The 24,400-nt window shown below is 54.2% G+C and carries 23 protein-coding genes; 9 read left to right on the forward strand and 14 right to left on the reverse strand.

What is annotated here, in order from left to right; all coding sequences use genetic code 11:
• Positions 1-19: 19 nt before the first annotated feature.
• The 6 genes from CKK19_RS07535 to rfaD all read right to left on the reverse strand — a co-directional run bounded on the left by CKK19_RS07535 (position 20) and on the right by rfaD (position 6,330).
• Positions 20-1,231: an O-antigen ligase family protein gene (locus CKK19_RS07535; protein ID WP_045308211.1), complete on the reverse strand. Its 1,212-nt coding sequence runs from the start codon at positions 1,229-1,231 to the stop codon at positions 20-22.
• Complete coding sequence (locus CKK19_RS07540) at positions 1,219-2,118, reverse strand: glycosyltransferase family 2 protein (RefSeq protein WP_023305212.1); 900 nt, start codon at positions 2,116-2,118, stop codon at positions 1,219-1,221. The genes CKK19_RS07535 and CKK19_RS07540 overlap by 13 nt, the downstream gene beginning before the upstream one ends.
• A 5-nt stretch (positions 2,119-2,123) precedes the next feature.
• Positions 2,124-3,233 carry a glycosyltransferase family 9 protein gene (locus tag CKK19_RS07545; protein WP_045308210.1) on the reverse strand — a complete coding sequence of 370 codons (1,110 nt, stop codon included), beginning with the start codon at positions 3,231-3,233 and terminating at the stop codon, positions 2,124-2,126.
• Positions 3,234-3,236: 3 nt separating this feature from the next.
• A complete protein-coding gene (gene rfaC / locus CKK19_RS07550) occupies positions 3,237-4,220 on the reverse strand; it encodes a lipopolysaccharide heptosyltransferase RfaC (RefSeq protein WP_022646632.1) in 984 nt (327 codons plus the stop codon).
• 3 nt (positions 4,221-4,223) lie between these two features.
• Entirely contained in the window at positions 4,224-5,270 is a 1,047-nt protein-coding gene (gene rfaF, locus CKK19_RS07555) for an ADP-heptose--LPS heptosyltransferase RfaF (RefSeq protein WP_023305214.1), read from the reverse strand.
• A gap of 79 nt (positions 5,271-5,349) precedes the next feature.
• Positions 5,350-6,330 (reverse strand): ADP-glyceromanno-heptose 6-epimerase, encoded by a 981-nt coding sequence (gene rfaD, locus CKK19_RS07560; protein ID WP_022646634.1) that lies wholly within the window; start codon positions 6,328-6,330, stop codon positions 5,350-5,352.
• Positions 6,331-6,545: 215 nt separating this feature from the next.
• Between rfaD and kbl the strand changes: the two genes are divergently transcribed.
• Both kbl and tdh read left to right on the forward strand, forming a co-directional pair.
• Positions 6,546-7,742: a glycine C-acetyltransferase gene (gene kbl, locus CKK19_RS07565; RefSeq protein ID WP_015570030.1), complete on the forward strand. Its 1,197-nt coding sequence runs from the start codon at positions 6,546-6,548 to the stop codon at positions 7,740-7,742.
• 9 nt (positions 7,743-7,751) lie between these two features.
• Positions 7,752-8,780: an L-threonine 3-dehydrogenase gene (gene tdh / locus CKK19_RS07570; protein ID WP_017383610.1), complete on the forward strand. Its 1,029-nt coding sequence runs from the start codon at positions 7,752-7,754 to the stop codon at positions 8,778-8,780.
• Positions 8,781-8,806: 26 nt separating this feature from the next.
• Here the strand turns inward: tdh and CKK19_RS07575 are convergent, their stop codons facing one another.
• Together CKK19_RS07575 and CKK19_RS07580 are read right to left on the reverse strand one after the other, a co-directional pair.
• The gene (locus CKK19_RS07575) at positions 8,807-9,721 is read right to left on the reverse strand and encodes a hypothetical protein (protein ID WP_063853772.1); all 915 of its coding nucleotides are present in this window, start codon (positions 9,719-9,721) and stop codon (positions 8,807-8,809) included.
• 15 nt (positions 9,722-9,736) lie between these two features.
• Positions 9,737-10,942 (reverse strand): glycosyltransferase, encoded by a 1,206-nt coding sequence (locus CKK19_RS07580; RefSeq protein ID WP_063853771.1) that lies wholly within the window; start codon positions 10,940-10,942, stop codon positions 9,737-9,739.
• Positions 10,943-11,148: 206 nt separating this feature from the next.
• Between CKK19_RS07580 and CKK19_RS07585 the strand changes: the two genes are divergently transcribed.
• Entirely contained in the window at positions 11,149-11,949 is an 801-nt protein-coding gene (locus tag CKK19_RS07585; RefSeq protein WP_038415032.1) for a glycosyltransferase family 2 protein, read from the forward strand.
• 11 nt (positions 11,950-11,960) lie between these two features.
• Here the strand turns inward: CKK19_RS07585 and CKK19_RS07590 are convergent, their stop codons facing one another.
• The 3 genes from CKK19_RS07590 to gpmM are packed head-to-tail and all read right to left on the reverse strand — an operon-like array spanning position 11,961 to position 15,734.
• Complete coding sequence (locus CKK19_RS07590; protein ID WP_032622054.1) at positions 11,961-12,893, reverse strand: divergent polysaccharide deacetylase family protein; 933 nt, start codon at positions 12,891-12,893, stop codon at positions 11,961-11,963.
• A gap of 3 nt (positions 12,894-12,896) precedes the next feature.
• Positions 12,897-14,156 (reverse strand): murein hydrolase activator EnvC, encoded by a 1,260-nt coding sequence (envC, locus tag CKK19_RS07595; RefSeq protein ID WP_230259580.1) that lies wholly within the window; start codon positions 14,154-14,156, stop codon positions 12,897-12,899.
• Between the two features lie 33 nt (positions 14,157-14,189).
• Entirely contained in the window at positions 14,190-15,734 is a 1,545-nt protein-coding gene (gpmM, locus tag CKK19_RS07600) for a 2,3-bisphosphoglycerate-independent phosphoglycerate mutase (RefSeq protein WP_017383605.1), read from the reverse strand.
• 248 nt (positions 15,735-15,982) lie between these two features.
• Between gpmM and CKK19_RS07605 the strand changes: the two genes are divergently transcribed.
• From CKK19_RS07605 to cysE, 5 genes are all read left to right on the forward strand, one after another.
• Entirely contained in the window at positions 15,983-16,414 is a 432-nt protein-coding gene (locus tag CKK19_RS07605) for a rhodanese-like domain-containing protein (protein ID WP_003860840.1), read from the forward strand.
• 11 nt (positions 16,415-16,425) lie between these two features.
• The gene (gene grxC, locus CKK19_RS07610) at positions 16,426-16,677 is read left to right on the forward strand and encodes a glutaredoxin 3 (RefSeq protein WP_003860837.1); all 252 of its coding nucleotides are present in this window, start codon (positions 16,426-16,428) and stop codon (positions 16,675-16,677) included.
• Between the two features lie 31 nt (positions 16,678-16,708).
• A complete protein-coding gene (gene secB, locus CKK19_RS07615) occupies positions 16,709-17,176 on the forward strand; it encodes a protein-export chaperone SecB (protein WP_003860835.1) in 468 nt (155 codons plus the stop codon).
• Complete coding sequence (gpsA, locus tag CKK19_RS07620) at positions 17,176-18,195, forward strand: NAD(P)H-dependent glycerol-3-phosphate dehydrogenase (protein WP_006812398.1); 1,020 nt, start codon at positions 17,176-17,178, stop codon at positions 18,193-18,195. Before secB ends, gpsA begins: the two co-directional genes overlap by 1 nt.
• Before the next feature lie 75 nt (positions 18,196-18,270).
• Positions 18,271-19,092, forward strand: coding sequence for a serine O-acetyltransferase (cysE, locus tag CKK19_RS07625; protein ID WP_022646641.1), 822 nt, complete (start codon positions 18,271-18,273; stop codon positions 19,090-19,092).
• Positions 19,093-19,146: 54 nt separating this feature from the next.
• On the opposite strand, the gene ppiC is transcribed toward cysE, so the two are convergent.
• Positions 19,147-19,428, reverse strand: coding sequence for a peptidylprolyl isomerase PpiC (ppiC, locus tag CKK19_RS07630; RefSeq protein WP_006812396.1), 282 nt, complete (start codon positions 19,426-19,428; stop codon positions 19,147-19,149).
• A gap of 85 nt (positions 19,429-19,513) precedes the next feature.
• Between ppiC and rep the strand changes: the two genes are divergently transcribed.
• Entirely contained in the window at positions 19,514-21,538 is a 2,025-nt protein-coding gene (gene rep / locus CKK19_RS07635) for a DNA helicase Rep (RefSeq protein ID WP_022646642.1), read from the forward strand.
• Between the two features lie 51 nt (positions 21,539-21,589).
• On the opposite strand, the gene gppA is transcribed toward rep, so the two are convergent.
• Positions 21,590-23,074 (reverse strand): guanosine-5'-triphosphate,3'-diphosphate diphosphatase, encoded by a 1,485-nt coding sequence (gppA, locus tag CKK19_RS07640; RefSeq protein WP_063200598.1) that lies wholly within the window; start codon positions 23,072-23,074, stop codon positions 21,590-21,592.
• A 6-nt stretch (positions 23,075-23,080) separates the two neighbouring features.
• A complete protein-coding gene (gene rhlB, locus CKK19_RS07645) occupies positions 23,081-24,349 on the reverse strand; it encodes an ATP-dependent RNA helicase RhlB (protein WP_022646644.1) in 1,269 nt (422 codons plus the stop codon).
• Positions 24,350-24,400 lie beyond the last annotated feature (51 nt).

The following is a 24,400-nucleotide window of genomic DNA, read 5'->3' on the forward strand; positions in this document are numbered from 1 at the left end:
CGCCAGGCGGGCATATTTGTTAATGCTGCTTTGTTTGGGTGAAAGGTGTACTTAATGCAAACAAAACCATAAAGAAGATTAAGGCTTCTGAACTGAGCAGTATGACATCCGTCAGTCCATACAAAATCAAAAGTAGCATTGAGGTTAGGAGCAGTGCGTTTCTGTTTCGTAAGGCATACACAATCATCGAAACGAAGAAAAAGAGCATTACCGCCACGCCGGGGATCCCCTGCAAAGAGTATTTCTCAATAAATTCATTATGCAGGTGGACCTTGATGTATTCGAGTGCACTGCCAAGGTGAGGATGCCCGTCTTTTATATACTGCCGTGTCCACGTTTCACGGTCTTCAAGTGATTGCCCCAACGGATGTGCAAGACCATTAGCGATCCCGACAGTCCACATCGAAAAACGTGCGCCAAGTGACGTGCGGTCATAGCCTTTCTGATAATTCTCAACTTCAATTTGGGTTTGCGTTATTTTCGGTGCAATCAACGGCTTGTAGCTCACGACGACAATGCCGGCCACAATACATAAAAAAATGAGAGTGGATTTGAGATGAATCTTTCTGAAATGATACAGCGTGAGCACAACCGCCAGAAGCAGATATAAACCCATCGCAGCACGGGTACCCGTCAACAGTATGACGAAGTAAGAGATTAATATAGTGAAGCCCGCAACAACATACAGCTTCACGTTCTGCTGAAGGTAAAGACTGTATACGAAAGCCAGTGACAGGACAGAATAAACATAGGCTGAAACGGTGGCACGGTTAATTGCCATCTCAACGCGAGTCATACCTTGCGAGGCCTGCCACAAGCCATATCCTGTGGCGAGCACAAACCCTAAGGCCGCTGCGTAGAAGAAAAATTTCCTGAAGTTGTCTTTATCAATGTAAAACTTAAAGCGGTCAATATAGAAAATCAGGATACTCGCTAAAATTAACTTTTTGCTGGCGCCTAGATAGTCGCTGTAAAGGTTGAGTCCCTCGTTATGATACTCATAGATTAAGTACCAGCCGAGGTTAAGTAACCCAATCAGCAGAATGGGCAGCGCTATAGTAAAAGGTCGAAGAGTGATTTTTTTATATTCGAAAGCCAGGCCAATAATACTGACGTAAATAGCAATATAGAAAAACTCTCTTTGCTTCCCTGAACTGACTAATGCCAGCATCAAAGAGATGAGGCTCAAAGCAATCGTCAGTTGATATAGCCGTGGTTTTATTTTTTCCATAACGCCTCAATAACCCTTTTTTTGTAGCTAAAACGAACATCGGTGGACAGGAAAAAAGACAATGTGTACATGGCCTTTACGCGTTGTTTCACGAGTTGCAATTGTTGGTCTGTAAGACAGGACCGATGGTTGCTGTAAATATCAAACCAGTGGCAATTGACAAGATGCCTGTAGCTTGACGGAAATGTTCTTTCCATCTGTAACGTGCATTCGACAAGCGTTGAAATTTTGCTGGCGTCCAGACTGCTCGACAAACTGTCGCGACGCTTGACGTAATAATAATGCCCCTGGCGTTGATAGACTATTTTGCTCGACTGCATCAACATTCCGGGGAAGACAGCGAAATCCTCATAACATAACATTGGAGGAATAGGGTTGCTCTCGTACAGGCTACGATGAATAAACTGGCCAATGAGATGCGCCTGAAAGTCTTTATGGCGTAAGAAACGAGCGACTGCTTCATGTTGTGACAATGGCACAGGATTGAATCCCTGCCAGTCTGAAGTCATTTTCCGGGGATCGCGAATCTCAAGCAAACGTGTCAGTAACATATCCGGACGTTGCGCTTTCAGAAAGGTAATTGCGTCCCTGAGGCTGCCCGGCTTTAAGCAATCGTCACTGTCGAGCATCGTAATATATTCACCGGATGCCAGTGCGACAGCACTGTTTCGTACCCGGCCGACGTTACGAAAGTTCACGGTGCGCGTTATGATCTGAGGAAATTTAGGTGACCACTCTTCAATTATTGCCTGCGTGGTATCCTCAGAACTGTCATTAAAAATAATAATTTCAGTGTCTTGAACGGTGGCTGCCAGCAGGCTTGAAAGCGTGGCATGCAGCGTAGCTTCAGCGTTATGCGCAGCAATAATGACGCTTAAAAAAGCCATAAAAATTAGTTTCCTTGAGCGTCGGTAGCGCTAGCCAGTGAGCGGGCTTTGGGTAATGTACGGATAAACTGCTGAAGATCGTGTAACGCGGAGTCAGTGACAGAGAATAGTGCTTCCCGTTCTTGCGGGAAATAATAGCGCGTTTCAAACACATAAGAACAAATGTTGTCGTCATTCCCGATCAGCAACACATTGCCAAGCGGACGTTGTTCATAGTGACAACACGGACCAAACAGCAGGACTACCGGAACGCCAACGGCGTCTGCGATATACACATTCCCCGAGTCAGACGCGATATAACAGTCCATCTTAGAAATGGCCCAGGGAAGCTCTTCCAGCGAAATTTTGCCAATAAGATTGATAAAATTAGGGATTTCACCGTAAAGGCGGGTGATATCGTCCATCCACGACTGTTCGTTTGGCGCGCCGAAGACATAAAACTCGCAGGGTAAATCAGCGAGTTGATCAACAATCCGCTTCCAGATAACCGGAGGGACGGTTTTGGCTTTATTGCCCGCCGCAATACTGATGCCGATGCGGATAACGTCAGGTTTATCAAGAATGGCCGGCCAGGTCGTCGGTTTAAAGAGCGGCTTTGTGGCGTGCTTGGGAGAGTCTTGCCATGTGAGTGCGCGGTCGGCCAGTTTCAGGTAGTTCGTCACCGAAAGCGTTTTTTTGCCATGCTCAACGGTACCGTCAGCCGCAAGATAGAAAATCCCGTGATACCACCTGCGCGTGTAAATGGTTAAAAATTGTTTGTTTTTAGCATTGCAGACGGCGGCAAAAAAGAGGTTCACGCTGTTGGGTTGTAGCAGGTAGACGTTGTCGTAGCGGTTCATGATCCTGCACGCGAAGCACAGTTTACGCCACAGGTTGCGCTTATGCTGCTCAATAAAATAGATCTGCTCGATAGTCTCATCATGCTTCGCCAGCGCACCAACGCTGCGACTGACCAACACATCGCTTTTTTGCAGATATGCCAGTAGAGGTGTCGCATTAATAAAGTCACCGATTTTGGCTGTCTGAATGACAAGGTTTTTGCCCGTGTCTTTTCGAAACAGCTTCCGGAGGAGTTTCACCGGAAAGAGTAAAATCAGCAGAAATACATAACTCATGGGTTAAATATCCCTGTTGGAAAGCCGATGGCTGCCCTGTAAAAATGAAAAAATAGCATCTGCGCTAATATCCTTCGTTTGTTGCGTAGGGCTGACCATCTGATGCTGGTTTTTACCGTAACCCCCGATCAACCCCGGATCGGTCGGGCCGAAAATCGTGATATTAGGACGATCCAGTGCGGCGGTTAAATGGCTTAACCCTGTATCCACAGAAACGACGGCGTTAGCGCCCGCCAGCTGTGCGGCAACTTGCGCCAGCGTGAGTTTGGGTAACACCTCAACGTGGGAAAAGCCTGCTGCCAGACGCTCCGCACGCTGCCGCTCATGTTCTGCACCCCACGGGAGTTTAATATGGATACCGCAAGGTTGCATTAGTTCAATCAGCCTTCTCCAGTGCGTTTCCGGCCAGTGCTTATCGTCGCGCGTTGTGGCATGCAGGAACACCAGATACGGTTCGGCATGCTCCTCCGTCTCGCGCAAAAAATGCTGTGCAATAGCGTAGTCACCCTGGGCTTCAGGTTTTGCATAGCCCAGGCTTTTCGCGAACAACTCGCGGGTGCGCTCCACGGCGTGCTGCTGCTTCGCAATATGGTGGCGACGATTATAGAACAGGCTCGCCAGCGGTTCGCGGGCGGTTTGCCAGTCCATGCCGTGCTTTACGCCGTGCGCCAGACGCGTGACCAGCGCGGCGCTTTTCACCAGGCCCTGAGCGTCAACGATCGCGTCGTAACGCCGGGCCTGCACCGCTTCGCGGAAGGCTTTACGTTCGGCTTTAATCGGTGCGGAGAACCATGCTTTGCGCCAGCGGCGAATGGCCACCGGGATCACGCGGTCAACCGCTTCGTGCCAGGTGGGGATCTGCGCGAAGCCTTCTTCCACCACCCAGTCAAAACGAATGCCGGGAATGGCCCGCATCGCGTCCGTCAGTGACGGCAGCGTATGCAGCACATCGCCCATCGAAGAGGTTTTAACGATCAATACCCGCATTCGTTATCCTTCTTCGCTCAACAGAAGTTCGTTGAGCTCTTCGAGAACGCGCTGCGGCGTAATGTCGATCAGGCTCTGATGGTAGCCTTCTGCGGCATCACCTTTACGTACCTTGTGGTAGCCGGTGATCAGGCGAATTACGCGCGCTTTGTGCGACAGCGGCGGCGTGAAGTCCGGGCTGCTCGGGCCATACAGCGCCACCAGCGGACGATCCAGCGCGGCGGCGACGTGCATCAGGCCAGAGTCGTTGCTGACAACGGCTTTACAGGCGGCAATCAAAATAACCGCCTGCTCGAGCTGCGTTTCCCCGGCCAGGTTTCGGCACCAGGCCTGTTGCTCGGTGCTGAGCGTGGCGAGAATTTCATTGCCCGCCTCGTGATCTTTCGCTGAGCCAAACAGCACAATTTGATAGCCTTCGTCGATCAGCTGTTTCGCCAGCTCTGCGTAGTGATAGTGCGGCCAGCGTTTTGCCGGACCAAACTCCGCGCCGGGGCAGAAGCCAATCATCGGGCGTTCGGACGAAATGCCAAACGCGTTGCAGGTGTGGGATTTCTCCCCGTCGCTTACCTGGAGCTGCGGCCACAGTAGCGGCTGCGGCAGATCTTTCGCGCTGCGCATCACGCCTTTATCGTAGGCCAGCGCCACGTAGCGTTCTACCATCAGCGGCCAGGCCTCTTTATCCAGCACACGGGCATCGTTCAGCAGGCCGTAGCGCATTTCACCGCGCCACCCGGTACGGTGCGGGATGCCCGCAAAGAAGGGCACAAGAGCGGATTTGAAGGAGTTTGGCAGGACATATGCGCGATCATAGCGTTTCTCGCGCAGGCTATGGCCGAGTTTGCGGCGTTCACCGATTTCCAGCGCCCCGTGGCCGAGCGGCATCGGGATTGCCTCGTTCACTTCCGGCATACGCGATAACAGCGGACGGCACCATGCGGGTGCCATCACGTCGATTATCGCCTGGGGATAACGCGCCTTGAGCGTGCGATAGAGACTTTGCGACATCATCATGTCGCCCACCCAGGACGGGCCGATCACCAGTATTTTCATTCACTTCATCCTTCAAGCTGTCTCTGCGTTGGCTGCCTGCGTTCACTCCAGTCACTTACTTTTGTAAGCTCCCGGAGATTCACTTCGTTGCCGCCTTGATACCGCTCGAATGATTTTGTGAATTTATATCGCGGTCACGGTTCAGCCAGGCCATGTATTCCGTTACGCCTTCGGCAACGGTCTTGAACGGCTTGTCGTAGCCTGCGGCGCGCAGGTTAGTCAGGTCCGCCTGGGTGAATGCCTGGTAGCGGCCTTTCAGCTTATCCGGGAACGGAATGTACTCGATGCTGCCTTTCTTATGGTAAGCCAGCGTCGCGTCTGCCACCGCCTGGAAGGATTCCGCGCGGCCTGTGCCCAGGTTGAAAATGCCGGACACGCCGTTTTCCAGGAACCACAGGTTCACTGCCGCCACGTCGCCTACGTAGACGAAGTCACGCTTAAAGCCGTCGCTGCCTTCGAACAGTTTCGGACTTTCGCCGTTATTTAACTGGGTGTTCAGGTGGAACGCCACGCTCGCCATGCTGCCTTTGTGGCCTTCGCGCGGTCCGTAGACGTTGAAGTAGCGGAAGCCGACAATCTGAGAGTTTGCTTCTGGGAGGATCTGACGCACGTACTCATCAAACAGGAATTTGGAGTAACCGTAAACGTTCAGCGGCTGCTCATACTCGCGGGATTCGATGAAGTCTGAAGTGCGCCCACCGTAGGTTGCCGCGGAAGAGGCGTACAGGAACGGAATTTCACGCTCCAGGCAGTAGTGCAGGATCTCTTTGGAGTACTGATAGTTGTTGTCCATCATGTACTTGCCGTCCCACTCGGTGGTGGAGGAACAGGCCCCTTCGTGGAAGATGGCTTCGATCTCGCCGAACTCTTCACCCGCCATAATCTGGATAAGAAAGTCTTCTTTATCCATGTAGTCAGCGATGTTCAGATCCACCAGGTTTACGAACTTGGTGCCGTCTTTCAGGTTGTCCACCACCAGGATGTCGGTGATGCCTTTGTCATTGAGGGCCTTAACAATATTGCTGCCGATAAAGCCCGCGCCGCCGGTAACGATGATCATAACTGTAACCTTTGAAGTGTGGAGTCCGGGGAACATCCCGAACGCTAATCTCTTTATCATATCATCACAATGCCCGGTCTTCAGCCATTCACCGATATGCAGCAGGGGTACACGTGATTTATGCTGCAAAAACGAGAAGAGATACGGCGTCATCTCGTCATGAACTATTGGTTTGGGTAATATGTGCCAAAATTTGCCGAGTCTGGAGAATTGCAATGCGTGGTGATTTTTACAAACAGTTAAACAGCGACCTCGACACCGCACGTGCGGAAGGGTTGTTCAAAGAAGAGCGTATTATCACGTCTGCCCAGCAGGCGGACATCACCGTTGCCGACGGCAGCCATGTGATCAACTTTTGCGCGAACAACTATTTAGGTCTTGCGAATCACCCTGAGCTGATTGCCGCGGCGAAAAACGGCATGGATACCCACGGCTTCGGCATGGCCTCCGTTCGCTTTATCTGCGGTACCCAGGACAGCCACAAGCAGCTTGAGCAAAAGCTGGCGAACTTCCTCGGAATGGAAGACGCGATTCTGTACTCCTCCTGCTTCGACGCCAACGGCGGTCTGTTTGAGACCCTGCTCGGTGCAGAAGACGCGATTATCTCCGACGCCCTGAACCACGCCTCCATCATCGACGGTGTACGCCTGTGCAAAGCGAAGCGTTTCCGCTACGCCAACAACGACATGGTTGAGCTGGAAGCCCGCCTGAAAGAGGCCCGTGAAGCCGGTGCCCGCCACGTGCTGATCGCCACCGACGGCGTGTTCTCCATGGACGGCGTGATCGCCAACCTGAAAGGCGTGTGCGATCTGGCGGATAAATACGACGCGCTGGTAATGGTGGATGACTCTCACGCGGTTGGCTTTGTCGGCGAAAATGGCCGCGGCTCCCACGAATACTGCGACGTAATGGGCCGCGTAGATATCATCACCGGTACGCTGGGCAAAGCGCTTGGTGGCGCGTCTGGCGGCTACACTGCTGCGCGCAAAGAGGTAGTTGAGTGGCTGCGTCAGCGCTCCCGCCCGTACCTGTTCTCCAACTCCCTGGCGCCGGCGATTGTGGCCGCCTCTATTAAAGTGCTGGAGATGGTGGAATCCGGGGCTGAGCTGCGCGACCGCCTGTGGGCTAACGCCCGCCTGTTCCGTGAAAAAATGAGTGCCGCAGGATTCACCCTGGCCGGCGCTGACCATGCGATCATTCCGGTGATGCTGGGCGACGCGGTTGTCGCGCAGAAATTTGCTCGTGAGCTTCAGAAAGAAGGGATTTACGTGACCGGGTTCTTCTTCCCGGTGGTACCAAAAGGTCAGGCGCGTATCCGCACCCAGATGTCTGCGGCGCACTCGCCTGAACAAATTGAACGTGCGGTGGAAGCCTTTACCCGCATCGGTAAACAGCTGGGCGTAATTGCCTGAGGACGTGTGATGAAAGCGTTATCCAAACTGAAAGCGGAAGAAGGGATTTGGATGACCGACGTGCCGGAGCCGGAAGTCGGTCATAACGATCTGCTGATCAAAATTCGTAAAACCGCCATCTGCGGTACTGACGTTCACATCTACAACTGGGACCAGTGGTCGCAAAAAACCATTCCCGTGCCAATGGTTGTCGGCCACGAATATGTCGGCGAAGTGGTCGGCATTGGCCAGGAAGTGAAAGGCTTCAACATTGGCGACCGCGTCTCCGGTGAAGGCCACATTACCTGCGGTCACTGCCGCAACTGTCGCGGTGGGCGTACGCACCTGTGCCGCAATACCGTCGGCGTGGGTGTGAACCGTCCGGGATGCTTCGCGGAATACCTGGTGATCCCGGCGTTTAACGCGTTCAAAATCCCGGACAATATCTCTGACGACCTGGCCTCCATCTTCGACCCGTTCGGCAACGCGGTACACACGGCGCTCTCCTTTGACCTGGTGGGTGAAGACGTGCTGGTCTCCGGCGCGGGCCCAATCGGCATTATGGCGGCAGCCGTGGCGAAGCATGTGGGTGCGCGCAACGTGGTGATCACCGACGTGAACGAATACCGCCTGTCGCTGGCGCGCAAAATGGGCGTCACCCGCGCGGTGGATGTCTCGAAAGAGAGCCTGACAGACGTGATGGAAGAGCTGGGCATGACCGAAGGCTTTGACGTGGGTCTGGAGATGTCCGGCGCGCCACCGGCGTTCCGCACCATGCTCGACACTATGAACCACGGTGGCCGAATCGCGATGCTGGGTATTCCGCCGTCAGATATGTCCATCGACTGGAACAAAGTCATCTTCAAGGGGCTGTTCATTAAGGGCATTTATGGCCGCGAGATGTTCGAAACCTGGTACAAGATGGCTGCGCTGATCCAGTCCGGTCTGGATCTGTCCCCGATTATCACTCACCGTTTCTCCATCGATGAGTTCCAGCAGGGCTTCGACGCAATGCGTTCCGGCCAGTCAGGGAAAGTGATCCTGAGCTGGGATAAGTAATCAAAAAGGGGCCTGAGGCCCCTTTTTTACTGATTCTTTTTCTCTTCGTCCGTCAGGTAACGCACCTTGCGGGTGTAATCCTGACCTTTGAACAGCAGCTTATTATCCGGTGATTCCAGATACTTCTGCCATTCGGAAAGCGGGAAACCGCCGTGCGCGCCAATCACCTCTTTCGGCACAACGGCTTCCTGTCCGCCGATCTTCTTGGAGACCGGCCAGTTCATCCAGTCGCCCAGGTTAACCGTTTTGACATCCAGCATGTCCAGCAGCGCAGCGAGCGGCAGCTGATCGGTCGGCGGCTGCGTATCGTCCATCAGCTCCCAGGTATCCTGGAACAGCGTCAGCCACAGCGGGCAGATACGGCGCCAGGTCTTTTTGGTGGCGGCAAGAAACGCGCCGTTAACGTGATCGACCAGATACGGGCGCACCGTTTCTTTGTAATACGCCGGCACTTTCTCCGCTGGCGCACCGTCCAGCTTGGCAATCATTTTGCCCTGACGGAAGCTGGAGTAGATGTGCATATCCGCCATGTTGATCTCTGGCATTTTAAGCAGGTTGAGATCGGAGTCGATCATCAGCACACCTTCACCGCGCGCCTGCAACGGAGCGTTAAGCTTCACCAGACGACTGAGGTAGATCTGCTTATAGCGGTAACCTTCTTCACGTTTTGGAAGCGTGAGGGTAACAATGCGAGTTTTTGGCGGCAGTTCGCCGAAAGCGGATTCAGGCTGATCGCTGACGATAACAATCTCGCTGACGTCAGAGGCATAACGCTCTGCAAAGGTCGCTGACAATAACGCCTCTTCGACGAAATCCGCGCCCGTACACGGGATCACAATGGAATCAACCGCAACGAGATCGCGCGTGACCGGAAGGGAAGCGTAAGGAATGTTATGACGCCCGGTAATGTGGCGGTAGCGAGCATTCAGGAATTTAAACATGTTCTTCTCGTTTGGTTATTGCGCGCCAAGAACGGCCTCGACACCGTTAACATAGCTTTCAATGGCATACATGTTGCAGACATTCTGGTGCGCGGCTGCGGCGAGCCGGGTGCGCAGAGCAGGATCCTGCCAGATATTATCCAGATGTTGAGCAAGTTGCGACACGTCGCTCCAGGGGAACAGCAGCCCGGTCGACTCATGGTCGATCAATTCTGCCGTGCCGGTCACTTTTGAACCAATCACGGGGATGTTGAGCAGCATTGCTTCCAGCACGACGCGGGGCAAGCCTTCGCTCTGCGAGGCCAGAATGAACGCGTCAAAAGTGGCGAGATAGTCAAAAGGCGTGTTCTGGAAACCGGTAAAAATGACGTGCTCAGCAATACCTGATGCATCAGCTTGTGCAGCCAGCGCGCCGCGTTCAGCCCCTTCACCGACCAGCACCATTTTCCATTTTGCCTGCGGGTGTCTCTGGCTGAACTGTGCCAGCGCCTCCAGCGTGTGGTGGTTGGCCTTACGAGGGATTAACGAGCCAATGCTGCCGAATACAAACGTATCGTCTTCAATATTCAGTCGCTGGCGCATCGCGCATCGGTCCGGCAAAGGCTGATGGATGTCGATGGCATTGTTGACCGTGGTACACAGCTCTGGCCGGACGCCATGCTGAAGTAGCACGCGTTCAACGCCGTGCGAGACGGCAATGATTTTTGTTGCATGGGCATTCACCAGCTTCACCAGCGGCGGGGTCAGCACTGGTTCAATCCGGCAGTGCTGGATTATCCGTGCACGCAGGTTTGCGCCCGCCAGATACCCTTCTTCATTAGAGCCTGGCTGGTTGTTCATATACAGCGTATCGAATCCACCTTCCCTGAAAATGGTCTCGATCTTGCTGACGTTGGGCCGGATACGCCACAGGGTATCAATATGCCGCGTAAATGCTTTGCGCGCCGAACGCGAGAAAAACAGCAGACCACGTCCCGCTTCTTTCAGGAGTTTTGCCCATGCCGGTTGCTTACGTTGAGGGATAACGAGTAATGGGATCCCAATGCTGTTGAGCACCTGGCCTATCGTTTGACCTTCAGCACGAATATAATCACTGTAAAAACAACAGGTAATGTCGAATTTGTCGCGGTTGATTCGCTTCAGAAGCTCAAGCATACTGTTGGTACCTCCCCCCCATTCTTTGCCTGTGTCCAGGAGGAGGATTTTACGTTTTTGCGGCATGTCTGAATCCGTATGCTACCCTTCATCTGACCGCATTATAAAGAATTTACTGAAATAAAATAGATTTTTTGTATTTCTTTGTCTTTTTATAAGGAAAGGTTTTTAACGCGCTTATTTTAAAAGTGCGATTTAAGACTTTAATCGCCTCTTCTCAATTCGATAGTATTAGCGCAAAAATTTTATGTTGTTTTTGAGAGAGTGAGAATATGTTTAAAATAACGGTTTGCTTATTAACGTTTAACTCCGAAAGAACGTTGCACGATGTTATTCCTCCTCTTTTAAAAATAGCGGATGAATTCGTTGTAGTTGATTCCGGCAGTACAGACGCAACGATATATATTTGCCAGAGTTATGGATTGTCGCCCATATTCAAAAAATACAGCTGGCACGGCGAGCAGATGAATCATGCCGTATCCCATGCGCACAACGACTGGGTGCTGTGCATGGACAGTGACGAAATACTCGATCAAGAAACCGTTGGTGCTATTTTAAAATTAAAAATGGGCGATGAACCCGAACCGGATATGGCGTGGCGGATATGTCGTCACTGGTTTGTTCTGGGAGAAAATGTCCGAACGATTTATCCAGTCTCATCTCCGGATTATCCGGTGCGTCTTTTTAACCGTACGCAGTCGCGATTTAATAACCGGCCAGTAGACGATCAGGTTGAAGGTTTTCTCCGTTCTGAACGTATTCCTGGCTATGTCAGACATGATACGTTTTATTCACTACATGAACTTTTGAATAAATTAAACGGATATACCACTCGCCTGGTTCAATATCAGACGATACGTCCCTCTCTTGGTCGCGGCGCGATCAGCGCTATCGGCGCATTTTTCAAATGGTATCTGTTTAGCGGTGCGTGGCGTAAGGGCAAAGTGGGTGTGGTGACAGGGTTTTATGCCACGGCGTACAGTTTTTTGAAGTATTTCAAGGCCTGGTATCAGGATCGAGAAAAGAAAGAGTCCGTTGCAAAAGAGCAGTCGGACTCTTATCTGGCAGAATAGGCGTTAGCCGATCAGGCTTTTTTTCCCCAACCCTGCCACTGTTGCTGGACGTATTTAACCAGCGTACTGCTGCTGATGCTTTCGCCAATCACCGTGAAGAAGCGGGTTGCATAGACCGGTTCAGGCGGCTGTTTCAGCGTGCAGTTCTTCACGCCGCGGAATGGATTACGCGGCTGCGTTGCGGGTGGTTGCGCGCTACCCGGACGGGAAGTATCCACCTGAGGTTCATTGAGCAGATCGCTCGGACGTACCAGCGTGATATCGGCGGGTAAGCCCGGCAACATTTGCTGCAAAACGCGAACGGTAGACGGATGCGGATGCCCAATGGCAATCGCCGAACCGTTACGGCGCGCCAGCTGTACCGCGCGGTTGAACTGCACGCGGATATCCGCTTCGTTCTGGGAGTCGTCCAGGAAGACTTTGCGCTTGATGACTTTTACACCCGTCCCCTGAGCGGCACGCATCGCCTGGCTGTTGCCGATGGTCATGCTGTCGAGGAAGTAGAGATTGTAACGCTCCAGCGCCTGCATCACTTTCAGCATACCGTACAGGCTGGAGGTCATCGCGCTGCCCATATGGTTATTCAGACCCACGGCATACGGCACTTTATTGTACGCATCGCGGATGATGCGATCGATCTCGTCGCTGCTCATGTCCGGACGCAGGGTATCTTTTTCCAGCGGCTGCTTGCTGAGAGGGGCCATCGGCAGATGGATGAGGACCTGATGGCCGCCATTGTGCGCTTTGGTCGCCATTTCATGCGCGTGAGGCGCATTCGGCAGGACGGCAACAGAGATGGCTGACGGCATCGCCAGCACCTGATTTTCATAGTGTGGTCGATAACCGAAGTCATCAATCACAATCGCGAGTTTGCCTGCATAAACCGGTGCAGCCAGCGCCAGTGCGCTGACGACGGAAAAAACAATTCGACGAAATTGAAGCAAAACTTATCTTCCCAACCACGGCTGTGGATTGACCGCCTGACCCTGACGACGAATTTCGAAATAGAGTGACGGGCGGCCCTGACCGCCACTGCTGCCCACAAGGGCAATGGGTTGACCCGCGCGCACCTGAGTGCCAACGCTGACCAGCGCGCTCTGGTTGTAGCCGTAAAGACTCATGTCGCCTTTACCGTGCTCGACCACCACCACGAGCCCGTAACCCTGTAGCCAGTCGGCCAGGATCACGCGGCCATCGGCGATGGCTTTCACTTCGCTACCTTCAGACGCACCGATAACGATCCCCTTCCAACGTAGCTCACCCTGCAACTGTTCGCCATAGCGATGCAGGATCGTACCGCGAACGGGCCAGTAAGCCTGACCACGCGGGGAGCCGAGGCCGCCGGTACGCGACATCAGGGAACGTTCATTTTCAGTCGGTTTGTAGGTGGTGCCTTTCCGGGAGGCTTCCTGCTGCTTATTACGCACCGCCTGCGCTTCGCGCGCTTCTTTTTCGGCTCGCGCTTTGGCCGCGGCTTCTGCCCGGGCAATGCTGTTACGCAGTCTGGATTCGTTGGCGCGCATTTCGCTCAGCTGGCTTTGTCCTGCCTGGATAGAGGACTCCAGCCCGGCGAGCGTCTTCTTACGCTCATTGCGCGCCTGCTCAAGCTTCTCCTGCTGCGCCTGCTGATCGTAGAGCAGCGTTTGCTGCTGGCTCTGCTTCTCTTCCAGCTCGGCTTTTTGCGTGGTGACTTCTTCGCGCGTCTGTTTCAGCTGCGCAATGGTCTCCTGACGAGCCTGGTTGAGATAGCCGAAATAGGCCTGTAAACGCTGACCGCGCTGGCTCTCTTCACCGCTGAGGATCAACTGAAGGCCTGTGTGCTCACCCTGGCGGAAAGCGGCATCAAGCTGTGCAGCAAGGTTCCGCTCCTGGGCATCGCGCTGACGCTCCAGTTTCGCAATCGATGCGTTCATTTCATCGATTTGCTTATTAAGCTGGGCAAGGGTGTTTTGTGTTTCACGCAGCTTACGCGCGGCGGCGGAAATAGCCTCTTCCTGCTTTTTAAGCTGGGCAAGCAGGGCAGAGCGCTGCTGCTGCTGCTGGCGTACCACACGCTCTTTGGCGGCGATATCGGCCTGAATGGATTTGAGCTGGTCGCGGTCATCCGCGTGGGCAGATGCGGCGCACAGCAATACGCCAGCGCTGAGTGCGCTGGCGCAAAGCAGAGGTCTGACTGATAACCGAAACGGCTTCACGACCCATGTGATTGAAAAAATCGCCTTTCCCCTCATGGGGAGCGATTATTCCACGATGAACAGCGGCTTGCCAGTCATCTCTTCAGGGATTTCCATACCCATCAGCGACAACATGGTTGGCGCGATGTCGGAAAGCTTGCCGCCTTCCACTGCTTTCACTGACTTATCACCTACATAAATCAGTGGAACAGGCAGGTTGGTATGGGCGGTATGCGCCTGACCGGTTGCCGGGTCACGCATCTGTTCTGCGTTACCGTGGTCAGCGGTGATCAGCAGCTGGCCGCCCACGGATTCAACCGCTTTCGCGACCTGCTCAACGCAGTGGTCCAGCGCTTCAACCGCTTTAACGGCAGCTTCCATCACGCCGGTGTGGCCCACCATGTCGCCATTCGGATAGTTACAGATGATGGTGTCGTATTTACCGCTTTCGATCGCGGCCACCAGTTTTTCGGTCAGCTCCGCAGAGCTCATTTCTGGCTGGAGATCGTAAGTGGCGACTTTCGGCGAGTTAATCAGGATGCGGTCTTCGCCTTTAAACGGCTCTTCTACGCCGCCGTTAAAGAAGAAGGTCACGTGCGCATACTTCTCAGTTTCGGAGATGCGCAGCTGCGTTTTATCGTTTTTCGCCATCCACTCGCCGAAGGTATTTTCCAGGGAAGCGGGTGGATACGCGCATGGGGCTTTGATATCCGCTGCATACTCGGTCAACTGGATGAAATCGATCTTCGCCACTTTCTTACGGGCGAAACCGTCGAAATCGCTGTTGACGAAGGCGCGGGTGATTTCGCGCGCGCGGTCAGCACGGAAGTTCATGAAGATCAGCGCATCGCCATCTTCCATAGCGGCATCGGCCTGGCCTTCAGCGCGGATCACGGTTGCCTTCACAAATTCGTCGTTTTCATCACGCGCGTAAGCCGCTTCCAGGCCTTCAACGGCGGTCGGGAACTGGAACTCGCCTTTTGCCAGGGTCAGCAGATCATAGGCTTGCTCAACGCGGTCCCAGCGGTTGTCGCGGTCCATGGCATAGTAACGGCCAACGATGGATGCTACGCGGCCTTTGCCCAGTGCGGCAAATTTATCTTCAAAGGCTTTCAGAGAACCTTTTGCGCTGCGTGGCGGCGTATCGCGACCATCCAGGAAGGCGTGCAGATAGATTTTTTCCGCACCGCGCTCAGCGGCCAGCTCTACCATCGCCATGATGTGATCTTCGTGGCTGTGAACGCCGCCCGCAGAGAGCAGGCCCATAATATGAACGGCCTTGCCTGCGGCAACGGCTTTATCAACTGCTCCGGTGAGCGTTGGGTTGGCAAAGAATGTACGTTCTTTGATTTCAACGTCCAGGCGCGTCAGGTCCTGATAAACGATACGGCCTGCGCCCAGGTTAACGTGACCCACTTCAGAGTTGCCCATCTGACGATCCGGCAGGCCGACTTCCAGACCAGACGCATCAATCAGGGTGTGGGGACGTTTTGCCCATAGCGCATCCATAACCGGGGTTTTGGCGTTGAAAATGGCGTTATCCTGTTGATCTTCACGGTAGCCATAGCCATCCAGAATCACCAGTACCATAGGTTTTTTAGAAACCGACATTGCGACAACCTCATGCTCAAGAGACAAAAAATTTGCGTAATTTTACTACAGCTGAATCGATAAAATAGCCGCAGAAGATCAAAGAAAGCGCGGGGGCAAGGCTGTTCTCAGGCCATTTTGAGGCTTTTTTTACGTGGCATGCCGCAGAAAATAGATTAGCTTTATGTCGCTGGCTGTATTTGCCACAGCGCACAGGTATACTCCTGTCCTGGTTTTTTTAATCACTTAGTCGGGAGTTGTTACCCCCCATGCAAGAAATTATGCAATTCGTTAGCCGCCACCCGGTTCTGAGCATCGCGTGGATTGGCCTGCTGGTCGCTGTACTGTTCACCACATTTAAGGGACTGACGTCTAAAATTAAGGTGATCACCCGCGGTGAAGCGACACGTCTGATCAACAAAGAGGACGCCGTGGTTGTCGATCTGCGTCAGCGCGACGATTTCCGCAAGGGCCATATTGCAGGTGCTATCAACCTGCTGCCAGCGGAAATTAAAGCGAACAACATTGGTGAGCTGGAGAAGCATAAAGCCCAGCCGATTATTGTTGTTGACGGCACTGGCATGCAGGCGCAGGAATCTGCCAACGCACTGCATAAAGCAGGCTTTGAAAACGTAACGGTGCTGAAAGAAGGCATCTCCGGCTGGAGCGGGGAGAATCTTCCTTTAGTGCGCGGTAAATAAGGAGTTAAGTGATGGCCAATATTGAGATCTACACCAAAGCAACGTGCCCGTTCTGCCACCGAGCGAAAGCGCTGCTGTCCAGCAAAGGCGTAACGTTTAAGGAACTGCCGATTGATGGTGACGCGATTAAACGCGAAGAGATGATCCAACGCAGTGGTCGCACAACGGTTCCACAGATTTTTATTGATGCGCAGCACATTGGCGGCTGTGATGACTTGTATGCGCTCGACGCCCGCGGTGGACTCGATCCGCTGCTGAGCTAGAGACTTTAGGACAATTAAAAAGGGTTTTTCCATGTCAGAACAAAACAACACCGAGATGACTTTCCAGATCCAGCGCATCTACACCAAGGATGTCTCTTTCGAAGCGCCAAATGCGCCGCACGTTTTCCAGAAAGACTGGCAGCCAGAGGTTAAACTAGATCTGGATACCGCATCCACCCAGCTGGCGGATGACGTGTATGAAGTCGTACTGCGTGTCACCGTGACCGCCTCCCTGGGCGAAGAAACTGCATTCCTGTGCGAAGTCCAGCAGGGCGGTATCTTCTCCATCGGCGGCATCGAAGGCAACCAGATGGCGCATTGCCTGGGTGCATACTGCCCGAACATCCTGTTCCCGTATGCGCGTGAATGCATCACCAGCCTGGTTTCTCGCGGTACATTCCCGCAACTGAACCTTGCGCCAGTCAACTTTGATGCGCTGTTTATGAACTATCTACAGCAGCAGGCTGGCGAAGGTGCCGAACAACATCAGGATGCCTGATGAGCACTGTTAATGCGTCAATGACTGTGATCGGTGCCGGCTCTTACGGCACCGCTCTTGCCATCACACTGGCAAGAAATGGTCACGACGTGGTCCTGTGGGGCCACGATCCAAAACATATCGCGACGTTGCAACACGACCGCTGCAACGTGGCGTTTCTCCCGGACGTTCCGTTCCCTGACTCACTGTATCTGGAAAGCGACCTCGCGACCGCGCTGGCGGCCAGCCGCAATATTTTGATTGTGGTGCCAAGCCATGTGTTTGGCGAAGTCCTGCGTCAGATTAAGCCGCTGATGCGTGCGGATGCGCGTATTGTGTGGGCGACGAAAGGGCTGGAAGCGGAAACCGGACGTCTGTTGCAGGACGTTGCCCGCGAAGCGCTGGGAACAGCGATCCCGCTGGCGGTGATCTCCGGGCCGACATTCGCCAAAGAGCTGGCTGCGGGCTTGCCGACGGCGATCTCGCTGGCGTCCACCGACCAGGCATTTTCCGACGATCTTCAGCAACTGCTGCACTGCGGCAAAAGCTTCCGCGTGTACAGCAACCCTGATTTTATCGGCGTACAGCTGGGCGGTGCGGTGAAGAACGTCATTGCCATCGGGGCCGGGATGTCTGACGGCATCGGCTTCGGCGCGAATGCGCGTACGGCGCTGATCACCCGTGGCCTGACCGAAATGTCACGCCTGGGCGAAGCGCTGGGCGCCGATCCGGCCACCTTTATGGGGATGGCTGGGCTGGGCGACCTGGTGCTGACCTGCACCGACAACCAGTCGCGTAACCGCCGCTTTGGCATGATGCTCGGACAGGGCAGCGATGTAAAAAGTGCGCAGGAGAAGATTGGTCAGGTGGTTGAAGGCTATCGCAATACCAAAGAAGTTCGCGAATTGGCGCATCGTTTCGGTGTCGAAATGCCAATAACCGAGGAAATTTATCAGGTATTGTATTGCGGAAAAAATGCGCGCGAGGCAGCATTGACCTTATTAGGTCGTGCGCGCAAGGACGAGCGCAGCAGCAATTAGCCGGGAAGTATCGTCACCTGAATGACCCAGCCAGCGCAGAACTGGCTGGTCATTAACTATCGTCTGGAGCAAGCAATGCCGTGTGAAGAACTGGATATCGTCTGGAATAATATTAAAGCCGAAGCCCGAGCGTTGGCCGACTGTGAGCCCATGCTGGCCAGTTTTTATCACGCGACGCTACTCAAGCACGAAAATCTCGGCAGCGCCCTGAGCTACATGCTCGCCAATAAACTGGCTTCCCCTATCATGCCTGCTATCGCTATTCGCGAGGTGGTGGAAGAGGCCTACGCTGCCGATCCGGAAATGATTGCTTCTGCCGCCTGCGATATTCAGGCCGTGCGCACGCGTGACCCGGCGGTGGATAAATATTCCACGCCGCTGCTGTATCTCAAAGGCTTCCACGCCTTACAGGCGTACCGCATCGGCCACTGGTTATGGAATGAGGGACGCCGCGCGTTGGCCATCTTCCTGCAAAACCAGGTTTCCGTGACCTTCCAGGTCGATATTCACCCGGCGGCGAAAATTGGCCGCGGGATCATGCTCGATCACGCCACCGGCATTGTTGTCGGTGAAACGGCGGTGATCGAAGATGACGTGTCGATTCTGCAATCCGTTACGCTGGGCGGTACCGGTAAAACCAGCGGCGATCGCCATCCGAAAATTCGTGAAGGGGTGATGATCGGCGCGGGTGCTAAAATCCTTGGCAATATTGAAGTCGGACGCGGCGCAAAGATTGGCGCGGGATCGGTTGTGCTCCAGCCTGTACCGCCGCACACCACCGCCGCTGGCGTCCCGGCGCGCATCGTCGGTAAGCCAGACAGCGATAAACCGTCGATGGATATGGATCAGCACTTTAACGGTATTCACCACACCTTCGAATACGGCGACGGTATCTGAACGCTGGAACACTCAAATAAAAAAGCCCGGTGAGTTAATGCACCGGGCTTTTGATTAGTTGCGGTATAACACTTTGATAATGTGATAGCCGAACTGCGTATGCAGTGGGCCGGTTGGCTCCAGCACCGGGCAGGAGAAGACCACTTTATCAAACGCCGGAACCATCTGGCCCTGGCGGAACTCGCCTAAGTCACCACCGCGTTTGCCTGACGGGCAAATCGAGTGTTTCTTCGCCAGTTTGCCGAAGTCGGCGCCGTTTTTAATCTGTTCGAGCAGATCCTGTGCCAGTTTTTCTTCTTTAACAAGGATATGCAGTGCTGCTGCTGTTTTTGCCATGATCGTGCCTTGAGTCAACGAGTTTACGATCGGTATACTACCACGCGTTTTTCCTCCTCTCCCGACTTTCATTGAGTGATCATTTATGCGTTTAAACCCCGGACAACAACAAGCTGTCGAATTCGTCACCGGACCCTGCCTGGTGCTGGCGGGAGCGGGATCCGGTAAAACACGCGTGATCACCAACAAAATCGCCCACTTAATTCGGGGTTGTGGATATCAGGCGCGCCATATCGCGGCGGTCACCTTTACCAACAAAGCGGCGCGTGAGATGAAAGAGCGCGTCGGCCAGACGCTGGGCCGTAAAGAGGCGCGCGGGCTGATGATCTCCACCTTCCACACGCTGGGTCTGGATATCATCAAGCGCGAATACGCGGCGCTGGGAATGAAGTCCAACTTTTCGCTCTTTGATGACACCGACCAGGTGGCGCTGCTCAAAGAGCTGACGGAAGGGCTGATCGAAGATGACAAAGTGCTGTTGCAACAGCTGATCTCGACGATCTCGAACTGGAAAAACGATCTGATGACGCCGGCCCAGGCTGCGGCAAGTGCCAAAGGCGAGCGTGACCGCATCTTTGCCCACTGCTATGGCCTGTACGACGCGCATATGAAAGCCTGCAACGTACTGGATTTCGACGATCTGATCCTGCTGCCGACGCTGCTGCTTCAGCGGAATGAAGAGGTGCGCGAGCGCTGGCAGAACAAAATTCGTTACCTGCTGGTGGATGAATACCAGGATACCAACACCAGCCAGTACGAGCTGGTGAAGCTGCTGGTAGGACAGCGCGCGCGTTTTACCGTTGTAGGCGATGACGATCAGTCGATTTACTCATGGCGTGGCGCACGTCCGCAAAACCTGGTGCTGCTGAGCAAAGACTTCCCGGCGTTGCAGGTGATTAAACTGGAGCAGAACTACCGTTCTTCCGGGCGTATCCTGAAGGCGGCGAACATCCTGATTGCCAACAACCCGCACGTCTTTGAGAAGCGCCTGTTCTCTGAACTGGGTTACGGGACCGAGCTGAAAGTCCTTAGCGCCAATAACGAAGAGCACGAAGCGGAGCGCGTAACCGGCGAGCTGATTGCCCATCACTTCGTCAACAAAACTGAATACAAGGATTACGCGATCCTCTATCGCGGAAACCACCAGTCGCGCGTCTTTGAAAAGATGCTGATGCAAAACCGCATCCCCTACAAAATCTCCGGCGGTACGTCGTTCTTTTCGCGTCCGGAAATCAAGGATCTGCTGGCCTATCTGCGCGTGCTGACCAACCCGGATGACGACAGCGCTTTCCTGCGCATTGTAAATACGCCGAAGCGCGAGATTGGCTCTGCGACGCTGCAAAAGCTGGGTGAATGGGCGATGACCCGCAACAAAAGTCTGTTCACCGCCAGCTTCGATATGGGGCTGAGCCAGACCCTGACCGGGCGCGGCTATGACGCCTTAACCCGCTTTACCCACTGGCTGGGTGAGGTGCAGCGTCTGGCAGAGCGCGAGCCCGTGGCGGCAGTACGCGATCTGATCCACGGCATTGATTACGAATCCTGGTTGTATGAAACCTCCGCCAGCCCGAAAGCGGCAGAAATGCGCATGAAAAACGTTAACCAGCTCTTCAGCTGGATGACCGAAATGCTTGAAGGATCTGAGATTGACGAGCCGATGACCCTGACGCAGGTGGTCACCCGCTTCACGCTGCGCGATATGATGGAGCGCGGCGAGAGTGAAGAAGAAGCCGATCAGGTCCAGCTGATGACGTTGCATGCCTCGAAAGGGCTGGAGTTCCCGTATGTCTATCTGGTGGGGATGGAAGAGGGCCTGCTGCCGCACCAGAGCAGCATTGATGAAGATAACGTCGACGAAGAGCGCCGTCTGGCCTACGTGGGGATCACCCGTGCGCAGAAAGAGCTGACGTTTACGCTGTGCAAAGAGCGCCGTCAGTATGGTGAGCTGGTGCGCCCGGAGCCGAGCCGTTTCCTGCTGGAGTTGCCTCAGGACGATCTTATCTGGGAGCAGGAGCGTAAAGCTATTACCGCTGAAGAGCGGATGCACAAGGGGCAAGCCAACGTGGCGAACATACGCGCCATGCTGGCGAAAGCCAAAGAGAAGGGATAACAATTTTGTAGGCCGGGTAAGGCGAAGCCGCCCCCCGGCACGCTTCAAGGGTCACTTCACATCAAGCGCCCAGTGCACATAGCTCTGCCACTGGCACTCCTGCTCGATCAACTCTGCTCCAAGCGGATGATCTTCTAGCCAATTTTCCGGCAGCGTCAGCGTCAGTTTTTCATCGTCTGCCACCAGCGTAATGGCCGGGAGGAGATCGTCGCGACGCCGGCTGGCAAACAGAATCGCCAGACGAAGTAAGCGGCAGAGATGTTCGGCCACGCGCGGCGGTACAGCATTTTGCTGATGGAGTGAAGAGAGGTCAACGGCGTTGGTTTGATTCAGCAGCAGGGTCGCGAGCAATTTTTTCTGCGCGGGAGTGTAGCCCGGCAAATCGAGATTACGCACCAGCCAGGCTGCGTGTAGCGGCGCTTGCTTGTACTCAACGCTAAGCCCAATTTCATGCAACGCACACGCACTTAGCAGCAAATCGCGGCTTAACGGTTCGATATCCCAACGTGATTTAACCTGATCCGCAAAGAGCGATGCCAGTTGGCCCACTCGCTGCGCCTGATCGGTATCCACAATAAAGCGGCGCTGGACGTTACGTAGCGTACGGCTTCGAATGTCCTGATCCACCGAAAGATGCAGCATCCCATAGACCAGACCTTCGCGCAGTGCGCCGCCTGCCAGGGTCATGCACTGGATGTTTAGCTCGGTAAAAATGGCGATGAGAATGGCTAGCCCGCTGGGGAAGACCAGCGCACGTTCGAGCGTCAGCCCTTCAATTTCCAGCTCTTCCAGACGACCACATTGAATGGCGCGCTGTTTAAGCTGCTGGAGTTTAGCAAGCGTGATCCGCTCATCCATCCCCTGCGCCATCATGATTTCCTGCAACGCCTGTACAGTTCCTGACGCCCCAACACACACTTTCCAGCCGTGGTAGCGCAGTTCGTCCATGACCGGGCGCAGCACTTCACGCGCGGCATTTTCAGCCTCGTCGAAGTTTTCTTGCGCGAGATTGCGGTCAGTAAAGTAGCGCTCAAGCCAGGTTACGCAGCCCATCGACAGACTGAACAACGAGGTCGCCTGGGCACCTGTGCCGGTCACCAGTTCAGTACTCGCTCCGCCAATATCCACCACCAGACGGCGATCGTCGCCCCCGGTAGTGTGCGCCACGCCCTGATATATCAGACGCGCTTCTTCTTCACCGCTGATGACTTGCACCGGGCAGCCGAGAATTTCCTGCGCTTTGGCAATAAAATCAACGGCATTAACCGCCAGACGGAGCGTCGCGGTCGCGACAACGCGGATTTGGGCATGCGGTATGTCCTGCAGACGTTCTGCAAAGAGGCGCAGACACTGCCAGCCACGTTCCATGGCTTCGGGAGAGAGGTGATTATCGCTGCTCAGGCCCGCCGCCAGGCGGACCTTACGCTTGATGCGCGTCAGCGTCTGTATGCTTCCCGCCACCTCGCGTACAACCAGCATATGAAAACTATTCGAACCGAGATCAATTGCCGCATAGAGCGAGGTGGAACTGAGCATCATTTTTTAACCTGAACGACGACGATTACGCGGCGCACCGCCGGAACGACGCGGGCCATTACCGGTACGTGGACGGGTAAGGCGCTTAGGTGGCGGCAGTTCGCTCATCAGCGCGTCCGGATTGTATTTACTCTGTGGAATAGAGTGACCGATATAGGTCTCAATGGCCGGAAGGTTCAGCGCATACTCTTCACATGCAAGGCTGATGGAGTGACCGCTTGCGCCGGCACGACCGGTACGACCGATACGGTGTACATAGTCTTCACAGTCATCTGGCAGGTCATAGTTAAAGACGTGCGTCACGGCTGGAATGTGCAGGCCACGGGCCGCCACGTCGGTCGCGACCAGAATATCAAGGTCGCCACGAGTAAATTCGTCGAGAATGCGCAGGCGTTTTTTCTGCGCCACGTCGCCGGTCAGCAGGCCCACACGGTGACCATCTGCCGCCAGGTGGCCCCAGATATCTTCACAGCGGTGTTTAGTGTTCGCAAAGATGATCGCGCGATCCGGCCACTCTTCTTCGATCAGGGTTTGCAGCAGGCGCATTTTCTCTTCATTAGAAGGATAGAAGAGCTCTTCTTTAATGCGGTGCCCGGTTTTCTGCTCCGGTTCTACTTCCACATATTCCGCATTGTTCATCTGCTCGAATGCGAGTTCACGTACGCGGTATGAAAGGGTTGCGGAGAACAGCATGTTCAGACGCTGGTTTGCCGCAGGCATACGGCGGAACAGCCAGCGGATGTCTTTAATGAAGCCCAGATCGTACATGCGGTCTGCTTCATCCAGCACCACGACCTGGATTGCGCCGAGGTTGATATGGTTCTGTTTAGCGTAGTCGATAAGACGGCCTGTGGTCCCAATCAGAATATCCACGCCGCTTTCCAGCACTTTCAGCTGTTTATCGTAGCCGTCGCCGCCATAGGCCAGGCCAAGTTTCAGGCCAGTGGCTTGCGCCAGGGGCTCAGCGTCTGCGTGGATCTGTACCGCCAGTTCTCGCGTCGGGGCCATAATTAGCGCGCGCGGCTGGTTAACTTTGCGGTCTGCAATCGCTGGGTGAGAAAGTAAATAATGAAACGTTGACGTTAAAAACGCCATCGTTTTGCCAGTACCGGTTTGCGCCTGCCCTGCAACATCACGACCGGCCAGCGTCAGCGGCAGGGCGAGAGCCTGAATGGGCGTGCAGTTATGAAACCCTTTAGTTTCAAGGGCTTCGATCACCTTTGGGTGCAGGGCGAAGTCGGAAAACTTCTGTTCTGTTAAATGTGTTTTGCTCATAGTGTGGTAGAATATCAGCTTACTATTGCTTTACGAAAGCGTATCCGGTGA

Origin of the sequence: Enterobacter sp. CCUG 70166 (genome assembly GCF_020224095.1) — a bacterium.
Taxonomy (GTDB): Bacteria; Pseudomonadota; Gammaproteobacteria; order Enterobacterales; family Enterobacteriaceae; genus Enterobacter; species Enterobacter intestinihominis.

Bases quoted from the DNA above. Each gene is read 5' to 3' on its own strand.
- CKK19_RS07545 (WP_045308210.1), bottom strand. From the start codon at position 3,233: ATGAGTTATGTATTTCTGCTGATTTTACTCTTTCCGGTGAAACTCCTC.
- rfaF (WP_023305214.1), bottom strand. From the start codon at position 5,270: ATGAAAATACTGGTGATCGGCCCGTCCTGGGTGGGCGACATGATGATG.
- ppiC (WP_006812396.1), bottom strand. From the start codon at position 19,428: ATGGCAAAAACAGCAGCAGCACTGCATATCCTTGTTAAAGAAGAAAAA.
- gpmM (WP_017383605.1), bottom strand. From the start codon at position 15,734: ATGTCGGTTTCTAAAAAACCTATGGTACTGGTGATTCTGGATGGCTAT.
- gpsA (WP_006812398.1), top strand. From the start codon at position 17,176: ATGAGCACTGTTAATGCGTCAATGACTGTGATCGGTGCCGGCTCTTAC.
- rhlB (WP_022646644.1), bottom strand. From the start codon at position 24,349: ATGAGCAAAACACATTTAACAGAACAGAAGTTTTCCGACTTCGCCCTG.
- cysE (WP_022646641.1), top strand. From the start codon at position 18,271: ATGCCGTGTGAAGAACTGGATATCGTCTGGAATAATATTAAAGCCGAA.
- gppA (WP_063200598.1), bottom strand. From the start codon at position 23,074: ATGCTCAGTTCCACCTCGCTCTATGCGGCAATTGATCTCGGTTCGAAT.
- rfaD (WP_022646634.1), bottom strand. From the start codon at position 6,330: ATGATCATCGTTACCGGCGGCGCGGGCTTTATCGGCAGCAATATTGTT.
- CKK19_RS07540 (WP_023305212.1), bottom strand. From the start codon at position 2,118: ATGGCTTTTTTAAGCGTCATTATTGCTGCGCATAACGCTGAAGCTACG.
- CKK19_RS07605 (WP_003860840.1), top strand. From the start codon at position 15,983: ATGCAAGAAATTATGCAATTCGTTAGCCGCCACCCGGTTCTGAGCATC.
- rfaC (WP_022646632.1), bottom strand. From the start codon at position 4,220: ATGCGGGTATTGATCGTTAAAACCTCTTCGATGGGCGATGTGCTGCAT.
- tdh (WP_017383610.1), top strand. From the start codon at position 7,752: ATGAAAGCGTTATCCAAACTGAAAGCGGAAGAAGGGATTTGGATGACC.
- CKK19_RS07585 (WP_038415032.1), top strand. From the start codon at position 11,149: ATGTTTAAAATAACGGTTTGCTTATTAACGTTTAACTCCGAAAGAACG.
- grxC (WP_003860837.1), top strand. From the start codon at position 16,426: ATGGCCAATATTGAGATCTACACCAAAGCAACGTGCCCGTTCTGCCAC.
- CKK19_RS07575 (WP_063853772.1), bottom strand. From the start codon at position 9,721: ATGTTTAAATTCCTGAATGCTCGCTACCGCCACATTACCGGGCGTCAT.
- CKK19_RS07535 (WP_045308211.1), bottom strand. From the start codon at position 1,231: ATGGAAAAAATAAAACCACGGCTATATCAACTGACGATTGCTTTGAGC.
- rep (WP_022646642.1), top strand. From the start codon at position 19,514: ATGCGTTTAAACCCCGGACAACAACAAGCTGTCGAATTCGTCACCGGA.
- CKK19_RS07580 (WP_063853771.1), bottom strand. From the start codon at position 10,942: ATGCCGCAAAAACGTAAAATCCTCCTCCTGGACACAGGCAAAGAATGG.
- kbl (WP_015570030.1), top strand. From the start codon at position 6,546: ATGCGTGGTGATTTTTACAAACAGTTAAACAGCGACCTCGACACCGCA.
- secB (WP_003860835.1), top strand. From the start codon at position 16,709: ATGTCAGAACAAAACAACACCGAGATGACTTTCCAGATCCAGCGCATC.